A 20136-nucleotide genomic window follows, 5' to 3' on the forward strand; every position below is an offset into this window, starting at 1 on the left:
GATGGAGTATCAAGATGAGTGGTGTTGACCTCAACGATATCAAGCGCCGTATGGACGGCGCCATCAATGCATTCAAGAGCGATATCGCATCGCTTCGTACCGGCCGAGCTTCGGCCAATATTCTCGATCCGGTCACCATCGAGGCCTACGGCTCGCGCGTACCGCTCAATCAGGTTGCAAACATCACCGTTCCGGAGCCGCGCATGCTCGGCGTCAACATCTGGGACAAGTCGATGGTCAACGCCGTCGACCGTGCGATCCGCGAATCCAATCTCGGCCTCAACCCCATCGTCGACGGCCAGAACCTGCGTATCCCGCTGCCTGAACTCAACGAGGAGCGCCGCAAATCGCTCGTCAAGGTCGCCCATGATTATGCCGAAAAGTCCAAGGTGGCGATTCGCCATGTGCGTCGCGATGGCATGGATGGTCTGAAAAAAGCCGAAAAGGACGGTGACATCGGTCAGGACGAAAGCCGTGGACAGTCGGAAAAGGTTCAGAAAATGACCGACGACACGATTTCGGAAATTGACCGCTTGCTTGCCGAGAAGGAAAAGGAAATCATGCAGGTCTGATATCGTTCGCGATAGACCTGTATTTTATTCGTTTTAATTCCGCGCTGCCCTGTTACTGGATCGATATGCCGACGACGACACGTTCCTCCATACCCGAGCACGTCGCCATCATCATGGATGGCAATGGACGCTGGGCAAAGCAGCGCAGTCTTCCGCGCGTGATGGGGCATCGCCGCGGTGTGGAGGCCGTGCGCGAGACCGTGCGCGCGGCCGGCGATTGCGGAATACGCTATCTCACGCTGTTTGCCTTCTCGTCGGAAAACTGGCGCAGGCCCGAATCCGAGGTGAGCGATCTGATGGGGCTTTTGAAAGCCTTCATCCGGCGTGACCTTGCGGAACTGCACCGCGAAAATGTCCGCGTGCGGATCATCGGCGACCGGCAGGGGCTGAAGCACGACATCCGTTCTCTCCTCGAAGAGGCGGAACAGATGACAGCGGACAATACCAAGCTGACGCTGGTGATCGCCTTCAACTACGGAAGCCGCGACGAGATTGCGCGTGCGACGGCGGCGATTGCGCGCGATGTCGCCGAAGGCCGGCTTAATGCCGAATCCATTACGCCGGAGATGATTTCGGCCAGACTCGACACGTCGGGTATGCCCGATCCGGATCTCATCATCCGCACCAGCGGCGAAGAGCGCCTGTCGAACTTCCTGCTCTGGCAGGCCGCTTATTCCGAGTTCCTGTTCGTTCCCGAATATTGGCCGGACTTCGACCGCCAGCGATTCTTCTCCGCAATCGAGCAATATGCAACGCGTGACCGCCGCTTCGGTGCACTCACCGAGCAGGTTGCCGTGGCAGGCGCCTGATGAGCCGTGAACTCAGACTGCGGATCGTGTCCGCAATCGTCATGGCGGCGGTCATTCTGGCCGCCACCTGGTATGGCGGCATTCTGTTCCGCATCGTCGCGGGCCTTCTGGCGATCCTCATCTATTATGAATGGTCGACGATTACCCGGCTGTCTGAGACCAATTCGACCGGCAATGCCTGGGGCTGGTTCGCGGTCGCCGTCATCGCCGGCAATACGATATTCGGCGAATCCTCGCTCGATCTGCCGCTCTTATCCGGCTTCACGCTGACGGCGGCGCTGTTTCCAATTTTGCGCGGCAAAAACTGGTGGCTGGTAGGCGGCATTTTTTATGCGGGTCTGAGCGGCATATCGCTGGCAGCCATCCGTGGTGACGAGCTGGCCGGCTTCGTGTCCATCCTGTTTATCTTCGCCGTTGTCTGGTCGACGGATATTCTCGCCTATTTCGTCGGACGCGCCATTGGCGGGCCGAAGCTTGCGCCTTCGATGTCGCCCGGCAAGACCTGGTCCGGCGCGATCGGCGGGGCGGTGGCGGCCGTGATCGGCGGCGGTGTGGTGTCCATGGCCTATCACGGCAGGATCAGCGTGCTGGTGCTTGGGCTCGCCCTTATCCTCTCGGTGTTCAGCCAGATCGGCGATCTCTTCGAATCCTTCGTGAAACGGCGTTTCCAGGTCAAGGATTCCAGTCATCTCATTCCGGGCCATGGCGGCTTCATGGACCGTGTCGACGGTCTTGTTTTCGCCTGCTTTACGGTATTCCTCATTGCTTTCGTGCATGCGGCGGCAACCGGCGACGTGCCCGGATCGGGCGGCGGTCTGTTGCCGGGTTTCTGAGCGGCGCGAAAGGTCACGACACAAAGGGCAGATTGTCATGAACACAGTAATGGCGGCGACCGGCTTTCTGACCGGCTATATCGTGCCCTTCATCCTGGTGCTGTCGCTGCTCGTTTTTGTCCATGAAATGGGCCATTATCTGGTCGGTCGCTGGTGCGGCATCCGTTCCACGGCATTCTCCATCGGTTTCGGCCCGGAGCTGATCGGCTTCACTGACAAGCGCGGCACGCGATGGAAGATTTCGGCGATTCCGCTCGGCGGTTACGTCAAGTTCTTCGGCGATGAGGATGCGGCGAGCAAGCCGGATAGTTCCGGCCTGTCGCATATGTCGCTGGAGGAGAGGGCGCAGACGCTTTCCGGCGCAAAGCTGTGGAAAAGAGCGGCCACGGTTGCCGCGGGCCCGATCGCCAATTTCATTCTCGCCATTCTCATCTTCGCGCTGCTCTTCGGCATCTACGGCCGGATGATCGCCGATCCGGTCGTGGCGGAAGTCCGTGAGAACAGTGCAGCTGCCGCCGCGGGCGTGCAGCCCGGCGACCGGCTGGTGGCGATCGATGGCGAAAAAGTGATGACCTTCGAGGATGTCCGCCGTTACGTCGGCATCCGGCCGGGCACCCCGATCACGGTGACGGTCGAAAGGGCGGGCGAGGAGCTGAAGCTGCCGATGGTCCCGACCCGCACCGAAACCACCGACCAGTTCGGCAACAAGCTGGAAATGGGCATTATCGGCATCGTCACCGACCAGACCAGCGGCAATTTCCGCCATATCGAATATTCGCCGTCCGAGGCGCTGGTCGAAGGCGTTCGCGAAACGGGTCATGTCATCACCGGTACATTCAACTATATCGGCAATCTCGTGACAGGGCGCATGAATGCCGATCAGCTTGGCGGTCCGGTGCGTGTGGCGCAGGCCTCCGGCCAGATGGCGACGCTCGGCATTTCTGCCGTTATCCAGCTTGCCGCCGTTCTTTCCGTCTCCATCGGTCTTTTGAACCTGATGCCTGTGCCGGTTCTGGACGGCGGGCATCTGGTGTTCTACGCCATCGAGGCCATTCGCGGCAGGCCGCTCGGCGCGGGCGCGCAGGAAGTCGCGTTCCGTATCGGGATGATGATGATTTTGGGTCTTATGGTTTTTGCAACATGGAATGATATCAGCAGCTTGATCGGCTGAGGATTGTGTTTTAACTGTTTTGTTAGTTATTTGTTTACCTTGTTTTTATGCCGAAGTGGCGAATGAGCCACTCTGGAGCACGAAGTAAACAGAATTTAACGTTCGCGCTTGCTTGTAGGGGAAAAGCAGGTAAAACGACGCACATGGCCGGAGTCGGGTTCCGCCCGCTGAGGGACAACGTAAAAAGGTAAGAATTGAAATGAAGGCTGGTTCAAGATTTTTGAACGCTGTGTCGGCGGTTGCTCTGTCTGCCGGTGTTGCTTCGGTTGCGGGCCTTGGCGTGCTTGCCTCTGCTGGCGCTGCAAATGCGGCCGTCATCAGCAGGATCGATGTTCGCGGGGCCGACCGGTCCGGTGCGGACTCCGTGCGTTCCAACATCACCATTGCGCCGGGTAAGAACTTTTCCAATTCGGACATCGATGAATCGGTGAAGCGTCTTTACGCCACCGGTTACTTCTCGAATGTTTCCATGCGTGTTTCCGGCAGCACGCTGGTCGTGACCGTCAATGAGAACCAGCTCGTCAACCAGGTGGTCTTCAACGGTAACCGCAAGATCAAGGACGACAAGCTCGCCGGCGTTGTGCAGACCCAGTCCCTCGGCCCGTTCAATCAGGCCATCGTGACGGCGGATATTGCCCGCATCAAGGAAGCCTACGCCGCCATCGGCCGTAGCGACGTCGAAGTCACCACGCAGACCGTTTCCGTCGGTCAGGGCCGTGTGAACATTGCTTTCGTCATCAATGAAGGCGAGCGCACGAAGATCGGCCGCATCGATTTCGTCGGCAACAATGCCTATAGCGATGGCCGTCTGGCCGCCGTCATCAATACCAAGAAGTCCAACATGCTGTCGTTCCTGACGCGTAAGGACGTCTATAACGAGGACAAGCTGCGCGCCGACGAAGAGGCGCTGCGCCAGTTCTACTACAACCGCGGTTATGCCGACTTCCGTGTCGTGTCCTCCGAGGCTGTGCTGGACGAGTCCAAGAACGAATACACGATCTCCATCACGGTCGATGAAGGTCAGCGTTACAACTTCGGCAACGTCGCGGTCGAATCGACCGTTCCGGGCGTCGACGGTTCGGAGCTTCAGGGCCTCGTGGAAACCCACCAGGGCGGAAGCTACAGCGCCAAGGAAGTTCAGCAGAGCATGGAAGCGATTTCCAAGCGCGTGGCCGGCGAAGGTTATCCCTTTGCCCGCGTAACGCCGCGCGGCGACCGCGACATGGCTGGCAACACCATCGGTGTGACCTATATCGTCGACCAGGGCGAGCGCGCCTATGTCGAGCGTATCGAAATCCGCGGCAACACCCGTACGCGTGACTATGTCATTCGTCGCGAGTTCGATATTTCCGAAGGCGATGCGTTCAACCAGACGGTGATCACGGCAGCAAAGCGCCGTCTCGAAGCGCTCGGCTATTTCTCGAAGGTCAATATTTCGACCGCCGGCGGCAGCGCGCCTGACCGCGTCGTCATCGTTGTCGACGTAGAAGATCAGTCGACGGGTTCGTTCGGTATCGGCGCCGGCTATTCGCAGAACGACGGTGTGCTGCTCGAAGCATCCATCGAAGAAAAGAACTTCCTCGGTCGCGGCCAGTACATCCGTCTCGCCGCCGGTGCGGGTGAAGACGATGCGCGCAGCTATACGCTGTCCTTCACGGAACCCTATTTCCTCGGCTACCGTCTTGCCGCGGGTTTCGACCTGTTCAAGAGCCAGAGCCGCAGCGAAGACTATTATGATTACGACGAGCAGGGCTTCTCGCTGCGCGTGACCGCGCCGATCACCGAAGACCTCTCGACGACGTTCAAGTACACCTACAAGCAGATCAATTATGACGGTGAGGGCGACTGGGAAACCGGCAGCAACCTTGCCGAGCCCTACAAGGACTTGATCCGTGGCGGTGACTGGACACAGTCCATCATTTCGAACACGCTGAACTACAATACGCTCGACGACCGCAACATGCCGCGCGAAGGCTGGCAGGCTGCTCTGACGAACGAATTTGCAGGTCTCGGCGGCGATTCCGAATATTACAAGATTTACGCCAAGGCTCGCTTCTTCTACACGCTGTCTGACGAGTACGATGTCATTGGTTCGATCACGGGTCAGGCGGGCCACGTCATGCCGACGGGTGACAACCTGCTGGTATTCGATCAGTTCAAGTTTGGCGGTCGTCAGGTTCGCGGATTCAAGAATGATGGTATCGGTCCGCGCATCGGTTCCGACTCCATCGGCGGCACGACCTATTTCGCCGCTTCTGCTGAAGTCACGGCTCCGATGCCTGGCGTTCCGGAAGATTTCGGCCTGCGTCTCGCTGGTTTCGTGGATGCCGGCACGCTGTATGGCAACAAGGTCGCCAACAGTGCAGGTGTGAAGGACGACAACTCCATCCGTGCATCCGCCGGTGTCGGTGTGATGTGGGCGTCGCCCTTCGGTCCGATCCGCGTCGACTACGCCGTGCCGATTGCCAAGGAAGACTACGACGAGGAACAGCGTTTCCGGTTTGGCATGTCCAACACTTTCTGATATCGGCAGTCCAGAACTGCAACTTTGAACGTTCTGGAGTTTCCGGCTGATGGAATACAACGCCTTTTTTCCGCCCCACGAGGGACTGCGATTGAAAGATATCGCGGACCGTTTTGGGGCGGAACTGTCTGATGACGCGGCGGGAGAGCGGATCATTCGGTCCGTTGCGCCGGTCTACCGGGCAAAACCCGATCAGCTCTGCTATATTCTTTCGCGCAAGAACCGCGATGAGCTGCAGACCTGCGACGCTGGCGCCGTCATTTGTGACGCCGCCCTTGTAGACATGCTTCCGTCTCACACCCCTGCGCTGATATCGAAAAACCCGCACACGCTTTTTGCGCAGGTGGGTGCCTTGCTGCATCCCTCCGCCATGCGTCCGGGTCCGATCGCGCGGATGGAAGCTGAAATTTCCCATGCTGCGCATGTCGATCCATCCGCGAAGCTGGAGGCGGGCGTTATCGTCGAGTCTCTCGCAGTGATTGGCGCCGGCGCCCATATCGGCGCGGGCACGCGCATCGGTCCCGGCGTCATCATCGGGCAGGATGTGCAGATCGGGCGCGATTGCACCATTGCCGGCGGCGCAAGCGTTCTTGCGGCCCTCATCGGTAATAATGTGATTATCCATAACGGCGCGCGCATCGGTCAGGACGGTTTCGGTTATGCTCCCGGTCCGCGCGGCATGTTGAAGATCGTGCAGATTGGCCGGGTCATCATTCAGGACAATGTCGAGATTGGCGCGAACACCACGATCGATCGCGGCACCATGGATGACACGGTCATCGGCGAAGGCACCAAGATCGACAATCAGGTCCAGATCGGCCACAACGTGCGCATCGGCCGCCATTGCGGCATCGTCAGCAAGGTCGGGATTGCGGGCAGCACCCGCATCGGCGACGGTGTGATGATTGGCGGCGCGGCCGGCATCAATGGCCATATCAACATTGGCGACGGCGTACAGATCGCGGCGATGAGCGGTGTTGTGGCGGACGTGCCGGCAGGCGCCCGTTATGGCGGCACGCCCGCGCGTCCAATGAAATATTTCCTGCGCGACATGGCCGAAATTCTGGCGCGCGCTGAAGGGCGTGAAAAAAAAACAGGAGAGAAAAACAATGACTGAAGAAACGAAGACGGCGCTCGGCGCGGCTGACATTCTGGAAGTCATGAAGCTTCTGCCGCATCGTTACCCATTCCTGCTGATCGACAAGATCATCGAGATCGACGGTAACAACTCGGCGATTGGCATCAAGAACGTGACGGTCAATGAACCGCATTTCACCGGTCACTTCCCGGACCGGCCGATCATGCCGGGCGTTCTGATCGTCGAAGCCATGGCCCAGACGGCAGGTGCGATCTGCGCTCGCAGCCAGGGTGAGGGCGGTCACCTGGTCTACTTCATGACAATCGACAATGCGCGTTTCCGCAAACCCGTGATCCCTGGCGATCGTCTGGAAATCCATGTCGTCAAGCAGCGCCAGCGCGGCAATGTCTTCAAATTCCATTGCGAAGCGAAGGTGGACGGCGCGCTGGTGGCGGAGGCCGATGTCGGCGCCATGATGATCCCCGAGGATCAGCAATGAGCACGATTGCCGCCTCGGCCAGAATTCACCCGAGCGCCGTGATCGAAGACGGTGCGGTGATCGGTGAAAATGTCGTCATCGGTGCGCTGAGTTATGTCGGCGCGAAAGTCACGCTGCATGACGATGTTCAGCTGCACAATCACGCCGTTGTTTCCGGCCTGACCGTGATCGGCCGTGGTTCGGTTGTACATCCCATGGCGGTCATCGGCGGGACGCCGCAGGCAATTCGCCACGACGGTTCGGAAACGACCCTCGAGATCGGTGAGCGCTGCATCATGCGTGAAGGCGTGACGATGAACGCCGGCAGTTCCGATGGCAGCAGCAAGACCATTATCGGTGACGATAATCTCTTCCTCGCCAATTCGCATGTGGCGCATGATTGCCGCCTCGGCAGCCACATCGTGCTTTCCAACAATGTCATGCTGGCGGGCCATGTCACCATTGAGGACCGCGCTATTCTCGGCGGTGGCTGTGCCGTGCACCAGTTCACCCGCATCGGCCGCCAGGCCTTCATCGGTGGACTTTCGGCGGTCAATTACGATGTCATTCCCTATGGCATGCTGAATGGCAATCCCGGCATCCTCGGTGGACTGAACGTCGTCGGGATGACCCGTGCCGGCATCGAGCGTGCCGATATCCATAAGGTCAGACGCGTCTACAAGGCGATTTTCGAGGCCGAAGGCACGATCCGCGGCAATGCGGCGGCCATCGACCGTAACGACTATCTGGATTGCCCGCAGGCGCTTGAAGTCATCGATTTCATCGGTGCGGACAGCGACCGCGCGATCTCTTCGCCCAACCGGGGCAAGTGAGCCGTGACAGGCGGCGGGCGTCTCGCCATTGTGGCCGGCAGCGGTCAGCTGCCGCTTTATGTGGCGGCCGCAGCCCGTGAGATGGGCGAGAACCCTTTCATCGTGCGCCTGCGCGATGATTCCCGTTTCGACTGGAGCGGTTTCGACAATGCCGTCATCAGTGTCGGCGATGTCGCCGGGCTTGGCCGTCTGCTGCGCGAAAACCGGGTAGACCGTGTCGTGCTGTCCGGCGCCGTGGCGCGGCGGCCGGAATGGCGCGAGATCCGCCCCACAGTCGGCATCCTGCTCAAACTGCCGTCCATTGTGAGGACGCTGCTGTCGAGCGGCGATGACGCCGTTCTGCAGATGGTCATCAAAATCATCGGCACGCTCGGCGCAAAAGTCATCGGCGCTCACGAGATCGCGCCCGGCCTGCTGGCCGCGATAGGTCCTTTCGGTGCGCAAAAACCTGCCGAGGATGATCTGCGCGATATACGCAAGGCGGCTGAGGCCGCGCTTGCACTCGGCAAGCTCGATGTGGGGCAGGGCGCGGTCGCCGTCGGCGGCCGCATCGTCGCGCTGGAAGGCGTTGAGGGCACGGATGCCATGCTGGCGCGCGTTGCGGCATTGCGCGCGGAAGGACGGATATCCCCGCGCCGCAGGGGGGTGCTCGTAAAGCTGTGCAAGCCGCAGCAGGATGTGCGCGCCGACCTGCCGACAATCGGTGTGGAAACGGTGGAGAATGCGCGAAGGGCCGGGCTGGCGGGCATCGCCGTCGAAGCCGGGCGGGCGCTGGTGCTCGATCGCGAGGCGATGTTGAAAGCGGCCGATGAGGCGGGCATATTCGTCTGCGGCATCGATACGTCACTTGGCGGAGATATGATCGGATGACGGCGGCATTAAAAGTGGCGGTCATAGCCGGGGAAGTATCCGGCGATCTTTTAGGCGCGGATCTGATCCGCTCGCTCAAGGCCCAATATACGGGACCTGTAGAACTGGTGGGTGTCGGAGGCGAAGCGCTGGAAGCGCAGGGACTGGTTTCCCTGTTCGACTATTCCGAACTCTCCATCATGGGCTTCACGCAGGTTCTGAAAAAACTGCCGAAGCTCATTGCGCGGATCAACCAGACCGTTCAGGCAATCGCCGCCGCAAAGCCCGATATTCTGCTGATTATCGACAGCCCGGATTTCACCCATCGCGTTGCGAAAAAAGTCCGCAAACAATTGCCGCGTCTGCCGGTCGTCAATTACGTCTGCCCCAGCGTCTGGGCCTGGAAGGAATATCGCGCCACCGCGATGCTCTCCTATGTCGATCACGTGCTGGCTCTGCTGCCCTTCGAGCCGGAAGCCATGCGCCGTCTCGGCGGTCCGCCGACAACTTTTGTCGGTCATCGCCTCAGCGTCGATCCCGATGTGCTGGCAGTGCGCCAGAAGCGGGCGGAACGTTCTCTGCCGGCGAATGGCGAACCGAAGACCATTCTTCTCCTGCCAGGGTCGCGTTCCACTGAAACGACGCGGCTGATGGAGCCTTTTCAGGCGGCGGCGAAAGCTTTTGTCGAGCGCAACGGTCCGACGCGGTTTCTGTTGCCCACCGTGCCGCGTCAGGAAAAACGCATCCGCGAACTGGCGGCCTCGTGGCCGGAGGATATCAGGCCCGAAATCGGTATCGATTCCGCTTTCAAATGGAACGCGTTTGCTGAAGCCGATGCGGCGATTGCCGCTTCCGGCACGGTCATTCTGGAACTCGCACTCGCGGGCGTGCCGACGATCTCGGTCTACAAGACGGACTGGATTTTCACCATGCTGAGCAAGCGGGTGAAGACCTGGACAGGGGCTCTGCCGAACCTGATTGCCGATTACGCCGTCGTGCCGGAATATTTCAACGAGGTGGTAAGGGCAGGTTCGATGCTGCGCTGGGCAGAGCGTCTGTCTTCCGACACCACTGAACGGCAGGCGATGCTCGAAGGTTATGCACTCGTGCAGCAGCGTTTGCATACGGATGTGCCTCCGGGCGAAACCGGTGCGCGCATTCTTCTGGATGTCCTGAAGAGCAAAGCTCGTCCCTCACAATAATCAAATAAGCACTCTCTCCCACGGGCTGCCGTCCTGCTGCCGATGCAGGCAGGCGAGGGCGCGATTTTACTGCATTTGATCGTTAGTGCGGCAAACGGCTGACCATCGGATGGCTCCCGGCCCATAAATTTCCGTCTGGCACACCTCTTGCCTTCAATCTTGTATGCAAGATAGCCATACATCAGAAAGCGCTCAGAGCGCGGTAGAAGACGCCATCATCTCCGGCATTCTTTCCGCGCGCATCCGTCCGGGCACCCGCCTCAGCGAGAACCAGCTCGCCAGCCTCTTCAGCGTGTCGCGCACGCGCATCCGTGAGGCCATGATGCGGCTGGAGACGCGCGGCATCGTCACCGTCAGCCCGCGCCGGGGCTGGTTCGTGGTGGAGCCTTCCGCCGAAGAATCCATCAAGGTCTATGAGGCGCGGCGCATTATCGAATATGGGCTCTTGCGCAATCTTTCCGGCGTCAGCGCCGAAGGCATCGCCATCCTCGCCGATCATCTCGATGAGGAGAAGGCGGCGATTGCCAAAGGCGACCGCCAGCGCCTGACCTGCCTGATGGGCGATTTCCACATTCGCATCGCTGAAATCGCCGGCAACGACATCATCGTCGAAACGCTGCGCGACCTGACGGCGAGAACCATCCTCATCTCCATGCTCTATCAGTCCGATTTCCATGCACAGCAGTCGCATGACGGACATTGCCGTATCTTCGAAGCGATCAAGGCTGCCGATTTTCATGGCGCCGCAGAACTCGCCATCCGCCATCTCGACGAAGTCGAAACCGGTCTCGATCTCACCCGCAGGCCGGACCCGCTCTACGAGCTTCGCAATTCCCTTTCACTTCAGCCTCTTTCCTCAAGCCCCAAGGAGTAATTCCCAATGATTTCCAGACGTTCATTGCTTGCCATTGCCGCGATTTCCGCAACGCTCGGCTTTTCGCCCGCAGCCTTTGCCGATGCGCTCGGTGATATCACCTCCCGCGGCACGATCCGCGTTGCCGTCCCGCAGGATTTCCCGCCCTTCGGCAGTGTCGGCACGGATATGGCCCCGCAGGGTTATGATATCGACGTCGCCAATCTGATCGGCGAGAAGCTGGGCGTGAAGGTCGAACTGGTGCCGGTAACCAGCGCCAACCGCGTTCCCTATCTGCAGACCAACAAGGTCGATCTCGTCATCTCGAGCCTCGGCAAGAACCCGGACCGTGAAAAGGTCATCGACTTCTCCACCGCCTATGCGCCCTTCTTCAATGGCGTGTTCGCTCCGGATTCGGTTGCCGTCACCAAGGCGGAAGATTTGTCCGGCAAAACCATTGGCGTCACCCGTGGCGCGGTCGAGGATCTGGAACTGACGAAGGTGGCGCCTGCCGATACGACCATCAAGCGTTATGAGGACAATAACGGCACGATCTCCGCCTTCCTCGCCGGCCAGGTGGAAGCCGTGGCCACGGGCAACGTGGTAGCCGCCGCCATTCTCGCCAAGAACCCGCCGAAGCGCCCCGAGCTGAAGTTCCTGATCAAGAATTCGCCCTGCTATATCGGCCTGAACAAGGAACAGCCGGCGCTGCTTGAAAAGGTCAACGCCATCATCGCCACCGCAAAGACCGATGGTTCGCTGAAAACGATCGCGCAGAAGTGGCTGAAAACCGACCTGCCCAAGGATCTCTGAGCAACCCGGCAAAATGCATGCGCCGGCCTTGCCTTAAGGCGGGACCGGCGCGTGGTTTGTCCTCGCCGAAAGGAAGCATCGGGTGAAATACACATTCGATTTTGGATGGCTTCTCGACTATTATCCGCAGATCGCCAAGGGCATCGCCGTTACGCTGGAATTGATTGCCATCGGCGGCGTTCTCGGCATCGCACTCGGCATTGTCTGCGCCTGGGTGCGCGCGCTGGGGCCCAAATGGCTGCGGCCGCCGGTCGCGACCTATGTGGAGCTCATTCGCAACACGCCATTCCTCATACAGTTGTTTTTTATCTTTTTCGGCCTGCCATCGCTTGGCCTGCAATTGTCGGAACTGACCGCCGCCAATATCGCCATGGTGGTCAATCTCGGGGCCTATAGCTGCGAAATCATCCGCGCCGGCATTCAGGCGACGCCAAAGGGGCAGTTTGAGGCAGGGGCAAGCCTTGCCATGACCCGCTTCGAAACCTTCCGGCATGTGGTTCTGGTTCCCTCACTGCAACGCATCTGGCCCGCTCTTTCATCGCAGGTGGTGATCGTCATGCTCGGCTCGTCGGTCGTCTCGCAGATCGCCGCCGAGGATTTGACCTTCGCCGCCAATTTCATCCAGTCGCGCACCTTCCGCGCCTTCGAAGCCTATATGGTCTCCACCGTCATTTATCTCGTGCTGGCCATCCTTCTCCGGCAGGTGCTTGTCATGGGCGGCAACCTCATCTTTCCGCGCAGGAGTGTCCGATGATCGAATTCTCCACCTGGGATATTCTCAGAAACCTGCTGCTCGCCACGCGCTGGACGGTGTTGCTCTCGCTCGTTTCCTTCGTCGGCGGCGGCATGGTGGCGCTGCTTCTGCTGTTCATGCGCATTTCCCGAAAAAAATCGATGCGGGTTTTCGCACGCTATTATGTCGAGCTTTTTCAGGGCACGCCGCTTTTGATGCAGCTCTTCATCGCCTTTTTCGGCCTCGGCCTGTTCGGCATCGATGTGCCGGCCTGGCTGGCGGCAGGCCTGACGCTGATCCTGTGGGCAGCAGCCTTCCTCACCGAAATCTGGCGCGGCTGCGTTGAATCCGTCGCCAAGGGCCAATGGGAGGCATCGGCAAGCCTTGCCATGGGACGCCTGCAGCAGATGCGTTATGTCATCCTGCCGCAGGCCATGCGGGTCGCCATTCCGCCAACCGTCGGTTTCTTCGTGCAGGTCATCAAGGGAACGGCCGTGACCTCGATCATCGGTTTCGTGGAACTGTCCAAGGCTGGCACTGTCGTCACCAACGCCACCTTCCAGCCCTTCACCGTTTATGGCCTCGTCGCCCTCATCTATTTCGCGCTGTGCTGGCCTCTGTCGAAGAGCAGCCAGATCCTCGAAAGGAAGCTCAATGTCGCTCATCGAAATCACTGAAGTCCGCAAAAGCTATGGCAGCAACGAGGTTCTGAAGGGCATCAACCTCGATGTGGAGCCGGGCGAGGTCATCGCCATCATCGGCAAGAGCGGATCGGGAAAATCGACCCTGCTTCGCTGCATCAACGGGCTGGAGACGATTTCGGCCGGTTCCATATCGGTCGCCGGCGCGCAGCTTCTCGAAGACGATCTGCATCTGAAAGCCCTGCGGCTGAAGGTCGGCATGATCTTCCAGCAGTTCAATCTCTTCCCGCACCAGACCGTCGGCGGCAACGTCATGCTGTCGCAGACCGTGGTGAAGAAGACGCCGAAACCGGAAGCGGAAGCCGTTGCCCGCAAGATGCTGGAACGGGTCGGGCTGGCGCATAAATTCGAGGCCTATCCCGATGAATTGTCCGGCGGCCAGCAGCAGCGCGTCGCCATTGCCCGCGCGCTCGCCATGCAGCCAATAGCTCTGCTGTGCGATGAAATCACCTCGGCGCTCGATCCCGAACTGGTGGCTGAAGTGCTGGCCGTCGTGCGCGAACTTGCTGCTGAAGGCATGACGCTCCTGATGGTGACGCATGAAATGAAATTTGCGCGCGACGTCTGCTCCCGCGTCGTTTTCATGCATGAGGGCCGGGTTCATGAAATTGGCCCGCCGGAAGAAGTGTTTTCCAATCCCGCAACACCCGAACTCAAGCAGTTCCTGGGCGTTGCGGCACGCCACTGAGAACTATTCCGACGCCCAACAAAAAAGGCCGGCGGGTGAAAACCTGCCGGCCTTTGATTTATGGGGTTTCGCGGCTTAGCGCTTGGAAACCGGAACGTAGTCGCGCTTGCCGGCGCCCGTGTAGAGCTGGCGCGGACGACCGATGCGCTGCTGCGGATCTTCGATCATTTCGTTCCACTGTGCGATCCAGCCGACGGTACGGGCAAGAGCGAAGAGAACGGTGAACATGGTCGTGGGGAAGCCGAGCGCCTTCAGCGTGATGCCGGAATAGAAGTCGACATTCGGGTAGAGCTTCTTTTCGACGAAGTAGGGGTCGGAAAGGGCGATCTTTTCCAGTTCCAGCGCGACCTGCATGATCGGATCGTCCGAGTTGCCGGTGGCTTCCAGCACTTCGTACATCGTCTTCTGCATGATCTTGGCGCGCGGGTCGTAGTTCTTGTAAACGCGGTGACCGAAGCCCATCAGGCGGAACGGATCGTTCTTGTCCTTGGCGCGGGCGATATATTCCGGAATGCGGTCAACCGTGCCGATTTCGTTGAGCATGTTGAGCGCCGCTTCGTTGGCGCCGCCGTGAGCCGGGCCCCAGAGGCAGGCGATGCCAGCCGCGATACAGGCGAACGGGTTCGCACCCGACGAACCGGCAAGACGCACCGTGGAGGTGGAGGCGTTCTGCTCGTGATCGGCATGCAGGATGAAGATGCGATCCATGGCCCGGGCCAGAACCGGATCGACCTTGTAATCCTCGCAGGGCACGGCAAAGCACATGTGCAGGAAATTGGAGGCGTAATCCAGATCGTTCTTCGGGTAAACGAAGGGCTGGCCGATATGGTACTTGTAAGCCATGGCGGCGATCGTCGGCATCTTGGCGATCATGCGCAGCGAAGCGACCATGCGCTGGTGCGGATCGGTGATGTCGGTCGAGTCATGGTAGAAGGCAGAGAGCGCGCCGACCGTGCCGCACATGACGGCCATTGGATGCGCATCGCGGCGGTAGCCGGTGAAGAAGCGGCTCATCTGCTCATGCACCATGGTGTGGCGCGTGACGCGGGTGTCGAAATCCTTCTTCTGAGCCGCGGTCGGCAGTTCGCCGTAAAGCAGAAGGTAGCAGGTTTCCAGGAAGTCACCCTGTTCGGCGAGCTGCTCGATGGGGAAGCCACGATGCAGTAGAACGCCCTCGTCACCGTCAATATAGGTGATCTTGGATTCGCAGGAGGCCGTCGACGTGAAACCCGGGTCGTAGGTGAAAGAGCCCGTGTGCTTGTACAGCGTGGCGATATCGACGACGCTTGGTCCGATCGTGCCTTCCCTGACCGGGAGTTCGACCTGCTTTTCGCCAAGTGTCACTGTAGCGCTTTTTTCCGTCATACTGATCCTCCGAAAACATGCGGGTGGGGGCGTTGAGACACGCCCCGCGGTTAAGCGTCTACCGATTAGCTATATGATCCTTGCGCAGATGCCAAGCTATCCAAAGGTCAAATTGTGCATTGCGGCAAACGCAATTGCCTTGCTTTCGTCTTTCCCGGCGATGGCAATTCAATCTCAGTCAACGCAGGGTTAAAGGAAAGGATTGCAATCCCTCGCATCCGCCTGCAAACCTGTTTCCGGTGCGGCAGGGGCGCGGCGCGGATTGCTCGGTCAAGGGGAAAAACAGCATTTCAGATATGCCGGAACGATGCAGGGCGATTTGCCCGGCACGGCGGAAATCCTTTATCCGCTTCGCAGAACCGGCGATGTCGCGACATATGATACGCCCGCCCTTGCCGGCAAGCCGAACCTGCGGACTGTCGCCTCTCAAAAAATCGCCGCATACGTCGCCGAGGAGCGCGCATTCGGCCACGATTTTCTTTTCGTTCCGGTTCTCATCGGGGGCGGTGCGATCCTTTGGTTTTCCCTCGACACCTCGCCTTCATTCTCCGTTCTGGCGATCACATGTCTCATCGCCGCCGGTCTGGCTTTATTCGCGAAATATCGCTCGGGCTTCGCAGCGACGGCCTGCGGCCTTTTCGCGCTGCTTTTGCTGGGCATGCTTTTCGCCGGGGTCGAAACATGGCGTGCGGGAACGGTGGTGCTGGATACGCCCGTTACCACCACCATTACCGGCACGGTGACCCGAAGGGAGGTGGATGCGCGCGGGGACTGGCGATATGTGGTGCAACTCACCGCAACGGAGGCGCCGGCATTGTCACGCCCGCCGGGCAAGATCTCGCTCCTGTCACGCGGGGGAGGCGAGCCCGCCGCACTCGGCGCGACCATTCGTGGCAAGGCGCGGCTCTCGCCGCCATCCGGCCCGGCCTTGCCGGGGCTCAATGATTTCGCCTTCGCCTCCTATTTCAGGGGCATAGGCGCGACCGGATTCTTCTACAAGCCGCCACAGACGCTCACTTCACCCGGCATCGACGCGAAGACGGGCTGGCAGGAATGGGCCGACATGCGGCTCTATGGCCTTCGCACCGCCATTGCCGAACGCATCCGCAACACCATCGGTGGCGATGCGGGAGCCTTCGCCGCCTCCATCGTCACCGATGAGAGACAGGCCATATCCGCCGAAACGATGGAAGCGTTACGGCTCTCCGGCCTTGCCCATATCGTCGCCATATCCGGGCTCAACATGGCGCTGGCGTCGGGCATATTCTTCGTAGGACTCAGGCTTGCCTTCAGCCTTTTTCCGGCATTCGCGCAGCGCTGGCCCGTGAAGAAGATTTCGGCTTTCGCCGCGCTCTTGATGACGCTTGCCTATTACCTGATTTCAGGTTTCGCCGTTTCCGCCGAACGCGCCTGGCTGATGATGTCGGTGATGCTGATCGCTGTGCTGTTCGATCAACCCTCGCTCAGCCTCAGGAATGTTGCGCTTTCCGCTTTGGTCATTCTCGCTTTTTCGCCCTCGGAAATCATGGGTCCGAGCTTCCAGATGTCTTTTGCCGCGACCATCGCGCTCGTCGCGTCCTATGCCGCCTGGAGCCGCTGGCGTATTGATCGCGAGCGTCTGTTCATCGGGCGCAAACCGGCATGGATGACGGTGGCGCAAACGGCGGGCGCCATCGTTGGCGGTGTCATCACGACGTCGCTGATCGGCGGTCTTTCGACGGCAATCTATTCGGTCGAGCATTTTCAGCGTGTCACCACCTATGGACTTTTCGCCAATCTGGCCGCCATGCCGCTGATGTCGCTGATTGTCATGCCTTTCGGCCTCGTCGCCATGCTGTTGATGCCTTTCGGGCTCGACGCTCCATTTCTGAAGGTCATGGGTTACGGCATGGCCCTCGTCATCGAGGTTGCACAGGAAGTGGCGTCCTGGGGCGGAAGCGCTGCGACGGGCCGGCCTCACGGGTGGTTTCTGGGACTTGCCTCGGCTGGTTTTCTGCTGCTGACATTGCTGCGCAGCCGGCTTGCGCTTCTGGGCATGCCGCTTCTGCTCCTCGCCTTCGGCCTGTCATCCGCCATGGCCTATCGCGATCTGCCCGACCTGCTTGTTCATGAGGATGGCGAGCTGGTGGCGCTGCTGGAGGACGGCAAAGCCTACACGACGAAGGCTCAGCCGCAGGGTTTCGTTTATGGCCAATGGCAAAGGGCGCTGCTTTTACCGGAACAGCCTGTGCCGCCGGTCTTTCTAAAGACCGAGGCCACGGCAAACACCGTGGCTTTGGCCCCGAAGGCGAAGCTTGATCCGCAAGAGATGAGCGCGGTTGCACGGCAGATGACGGCGGCCCTGAGAGACGCCGAGCCCGGTGTTTTCACCTGCAGCAAAGGCACATGGTGCGTTGCGCGCGCGGGAAGCGGCGAATGGATCATCGTTCTGGAAGATGGCCGCTTTGCCGGAAAGGCTTGCGATATCGCCGATATCGTTATCGTCTCCCGCAGAACGTCCTTCTCGCAATGCCGCTCGGGCGCACTTCTGCTGAACCGCGATATCCTGCGGCGGATCGGTTCGCTGGAAATGGACTTCGCCGGCAGCGATCAGGCAGGGGTAGTCGGCAGGCTGCGCGCCGCAATCGCCGGCATGGACAGGCCCTGGAGCGAACATCGCTATTACGACTGGAAAAGCGGCCGGTTCGATCGCGACGTGCCCGATGCCGTCATGCGGTTGCTGGCGGCATCGCAATAGAGCGCCGCCAGCATGGGTCGTCAGGCCTTGATGCGCAGATCCGCGGTCAATTCGCCGATCCCGCTAATTTCCTCTTCATGCGCCACATCGCGCCAGACTTCCTTCAGCCCGGCCTCGTACCATTCGCGCATGGCGGGAAGGGCGAGCAGCCGGTCGCAATAGGCTTTCGCTGCGGGGGAAAGTTCCGCGCCATAAGTCTGGAAACGAAATGCCACCGGGCAGAAGAAGGCATCGACCGCCGTGAATTTCTGGCCGGCAAGAAAGGGCCCGCCGAATTTCGCGAGTCCTTCGCTCCACAGCGTATCGATGCGCTTTATATCGGCCGCAAGCCCGGTATCGCCACCCTTCGGTTTTACGCGAATGCCGACCGACATGGGGTAGAGATTGCGCAGCGAGGAAAAGCCCGCATGCATTTCGCTCGCCGCCGACCGTGACCAGGCCCTTGCCTGCTTGTCGCTCGCCCAGACGCCCTGATGTCTTTCCGCCAGATATTCGGCGATCGACAGCGTTTCCCAAATTGTCACGCCCTCATCGACAAGGCAGGGCACCTTGCCGGTCGGCGAGAAGGTGGAGAAGGAAACGCCTTCGCCGAAGGGAACGAGTTTTTCATCGAAGGCGATGCCGAGCGTGCGCATCAACACCCACGGCCGCAGCGACCATGAGGAATAGTTCTTGTTGGCGATATAAAGATCATACATGACGTGTTTCCCCGATATGACGCGCATTTCTATACCGGCGGATGGCCCTTGGAATATTGCAAATAATCCATGGCTCCCATAAGCCGCGTTGATGAATGGCAAGGTGAGGGCAGGGAGAAGGAGGCATATCTACGTCACCGCCCGGAGATGAGGGCGAAAAACCCCCTCTCTTTACTTCCGCAGAGCCGCTCTGTTCCAGAGAACAAGCCAAGATGCCTCAAAGGGAGCGCCATCGTCTCGATGACGCCCTTAGCGAAAAAAGCGGGCTGCCAATTAATGGTAGCGCCGGATCAGCCCAACCAGCTTGCCCTGGATTTTCACCCGATCCGGCCCGAAAATACGGGTCTCATAGGCGGGGTTGGCGGCTTCCAGTGCGATGGAGGCTCCCTTGCGACGGAAACGCTTCAGGGTCGCTTCTTCATCATCCACCAGTGCTACGACGATATCGCCAGGATTGGCCGTGTTGCCGTTGCGGATGATGACGGTATCGCCATCAAAAATGCCGGCTTCGATCATCGAGTCGCCCTTGACCTCAAGAGCGTAATGTTCGCCCGAGCCGAGCATGTCGACCGGCACGGCCACATCATGGGTGTTGTTCTGGATGGCGGAAATCGGCACACCGGCGGCGATACGGCCCATGACCGGCACGGTGACGGCGCCACCGAGATCATTGGCCGGCGCCTTGGGGGCAGGGGCCGGCTCCGGCGTCTTTGGCTTGCCGAGGCTGCCTTCGATGACGCTCGGCGAGAAGCCGCGCTGCGGCCTTGCACCCGGAGCATAGGCCTCAGGCAATTTGATCACTTCCAGCGCCCGCGCCCTGTTAGGTAGCCGGCGAATAAAGCCGCGCTCCTCGAGTGCGGTGATCAGCCGGTGGATGCCGGATTTGGATGCAAGATCGAGAGCGTCCTTCATTTCATCGAAGGAGGGCGGCACGCCGGACTCTTTCATTCTTTCATGAATGAAGAGAAGCAATTCCTGCTGTTTGCGCGTGAGCATGAGGAAAACACCCTTGAGAATCGTCGTTGAAGTCGCGAAACAAATACAGAACGAACACTATATGTTCCATATGTGTTCCGCAATCCCCTAAAATTTCGTGAAGGGTGCATCGCAGATCGTGATTTGATCGTCGAAACCATGAACAAAGCAGATTTAACGACGTAGGCGGCACGTCTTGAATACTAAAACCACCGACCGTGGAG

Annotated in this window: 19 protein-coding genes; 16 read left to right on the forward strand and 3 right to left on the reverse strand. The window is 59.7% G+C overall.

The window, feature by feature from the left end; genetic code table 11:
- Positions 1-14: 14 nt before the first annotated feature.
- The 15 genes from frr (at position 15) to ACQZ5K_RS06435 (ending at position 14137) form a co-directional block, all read left to right on the forward strand.
- Positions 15-572 carry a ribosome recycling factor gene (gene frr, locus ACQZ5K_RS06365; RefSeq protein WP_003521407.1) on the forward strand — a complete coding sequence of 186 codons (558 nt, stop codon included), beginning with the start codon at positions 15-17 and terminating at the stop codon, positions 570-572.
- A gap of 65 nt (positions 573-637) precedes the next feature.
- Positions 638-1381, forward strand: coding sequence for an isoprenyl transferase (locus tag ACQZ5K_RS06370; protein WP_448739908.1), 744 nt, complete (start codon positions 638-640; stop codon positions 1379-1381).
- Positions 1381-2214 carry a phosphatidate cytidylyltransferase gene (locus ACQZ5K_RS06375; RefSeq protein ID WP_448739909.1) on the forward strand — a complete coding sequence of 278 codons (834 nt, stop codon included), beginning with the start codon at positions 1381-1383 and terminating at the stop codon, positions 2212-2214. Before ACQZ5K_RS06370 ends, ACQZ5K_RS06375 begins: the two co-directional genes overlap by 1 nt.
- Positions 2215-2263: 49 nt before the next feature.
- On the forward strand, positions 2264-3385 hold the full coding sequence (gene rseP, locus ACQZ5K_RS06380) for an RIP metalloprotease RseP (RefSeq protein WP_448740080.1): 1122 nt from the start codon (positions 2264-2266) through the stop codon (positions 3383-3385).
- A gap of 199 nt (positions 3386-3584) precedes the next feature.
- A complete protein-coding gene (bamA, locus tag ACQZ5K_RS06385) occupies positions 3585-5909 on the forward strand; it encodes an outer membrane protein assembly factor BamA (RefSeq protein ID WP_003521403.1) in 2325 nt (774 codons plus the stop codon).
- Between the two features lie 49 nt (positions 5910-5958).
- A complete protein-coding gene (lpxD, locus tag ACQZ5K_RS06390; protein WP_448739910.1) occupies positions 5959-7026 on the forward strand; it encodes a UDP-3-O-(3-hydroxymyristoyl)glucosamine N-acyltransferase in 1068 nt (355 codons plus the stop codon).
- Complete coding sequence (gene fabZ, locus ACQZ5K_RS06395) at positions 7019-7486, forward strand: 3-hydroxyacyl-ACP dehydratase FabZ (protein ID WP_003521400.1); 468 nt, start codon at positions 7019-7021, stop codon at positions 7484-7486. The genes lpxD and fabZ overlap by 8 nt, the downstream gene beginning before the upstream one ends.
- Positions 7483-8298: an acyl-ACP--UDP-N-acetylglucosamine O-acyltransferase gene (gene lpxA / locus ACQZ5K_RS06400; RefSeq protein WP_003521399.1), complete on the forward strand. Its 816-nt coding sequence runs from the start codon at positions 7483-7485 to the stop codon at positions 8296-8298. Before fabZ ends, lpxA begins: the two co-directional genes overlap by 4 nt.
- 3 nt (positions 8299-8301) lie before the next feature.
- Positions 8302-9168, forward strand: coding sequence for an LpxI family protein (locus ACQZ5K_RS06405; RefSeq protein ID WP_448739911.1), 867 nt, complete (start codon positions 8302-8304; stop codon positions 9166-9168).
- The gene (gene lpxB, locus ACQZ5K_RS06410) at positions 9165-10349 is read left to right on the forward strand and encodes a lipid-A-disaccharide synthase (RefSeq protein WP_448739912.1); all 1185 of its coding nucleotides are present in this window, start codon (positions 9165-9167) and stop codon (positions 10347-10349) included. The genes ACQZ5K_RS06405 and lpxB overlap by 4 nt, the downstream gene beginning before the upstream one ends.
- A gap of 163 nt (positions 10350-10512) precedes the next feature.
- Entirely contained in the window at positions 10513-11223 is a 711-nt protein-coding gene (locus ACQZ5K_RS06415; protein WP_137003439.1) for a GntR family transcriptional regulator, read from the forward strand.
- 6 nt (positions 11224-11229) lie between these two features.
- A complete protein-coding gene (locus ACQZ5K_RS06420; RefSeq protein WP_448739913.1) occupies positions 11230-12015 on the forward strand; it encodes a transporter substrate-binding domain-containing protein in 786 nt (261 codons plus the stop codon).
- Positions 12016-12097: 82 nt separating this feature from the next.
- A complete protein-coding gene (locus ACQZ5K_RS06425) occupies positions 12098-12769 on the forward strand; it encodes an amino acid ABC transporter permease (RefSeq protein WP_035261720.1) in 672 nt (223 codons plus the stop codon).
- Entirely contained in the window at positions 12766-13425 is a 660-nt protein-coding gene (locus ACQZ5K_RS06430) for an amino acid ABC transporter permease (protein WP_059752809.1), read from the forward strand. The genes ACQZ5K_RS06425 and ACQZ5K_RS06430 overlap by 4 nt, the downstream gene beginning before the upstream one ends.
- Positions 13403-14137, forward strand: coding sequence for an amino acid ABC transporter ATP-binding protein (locus ACQZ5K_RS06435; RefSeq protein ID WP_448736954.1), 735 nt, complete (start codon positions 13403-13405; stop codon positions 14135-14137). The genes ACQZ5K_RS06430 and ACQZ5K_RS06435 overlap by 23 nt, the downstream gene beginning before the upstream one ends.
- Before the next feature lie 75 nt (positions 14138-14212).
- Here the strand turns inward: ACQZ5K_RS06435 and gltA are convergent, their stop codons facing one another.
- Complete coding sequence (gltA, locus tag ACQZ5K_RS06440; protein ID WP_003502585.1) at positions 14213-15502, reverse strand: citrate synthase; 1290 nt, start codon at positions 15500-15502, stop codon at positions 14213-14215.
- Between the two features lie 307 nt (positions 15503-15809).
- On the opposite strand from gltA, the gene ACQZ5K_RS06445 reads away from it, so the two are divergent.
- Entirely contained in the window at positions 15810-18239 is a 2430-nt protein-coding gene (locus ACQZ5K_RS06445; protein WP_448740081.1) for a ComEC/Rec2 family competence protein, read from the forward strand.
- A gap of 20 nt (positions 18240-18259) precedes the next feature.
- Here ACQZ5K_RS06445 and ACQZ5K_RS06450 read toward each other — a convergent pair whose 3' ends face one another.
- Complete coding sequence (locus ACQZ5K_RS06450) at positions 18260-18937, reverse strand: glutathione S-transferase family protein (RefSeq protein ID WP_448739914.1); 678 nt, start codon at positions 18935-18937, stop codon at positions 18260-18262.
- Positions 18938-19210: 273 nt separating this feature from the next.
- The gene (gene lexA, locus ACQZ5K_RS06455) at positions 19211-19933 is read right to left on the reverse strand and encodes a transcriptional repressor LexA (RefSeq protein WP_035261730.1); all 723 of its coding nucleotides are present in this window, start codon (positions 19931-19933) and stop codon (positions 19211-19213) included.
- Positions 19934-20136 lie beyond the last annotated feature (203 nt).

Source organism: Agrobacterium sp. 22-226-1, assembly GCF_053522345.1.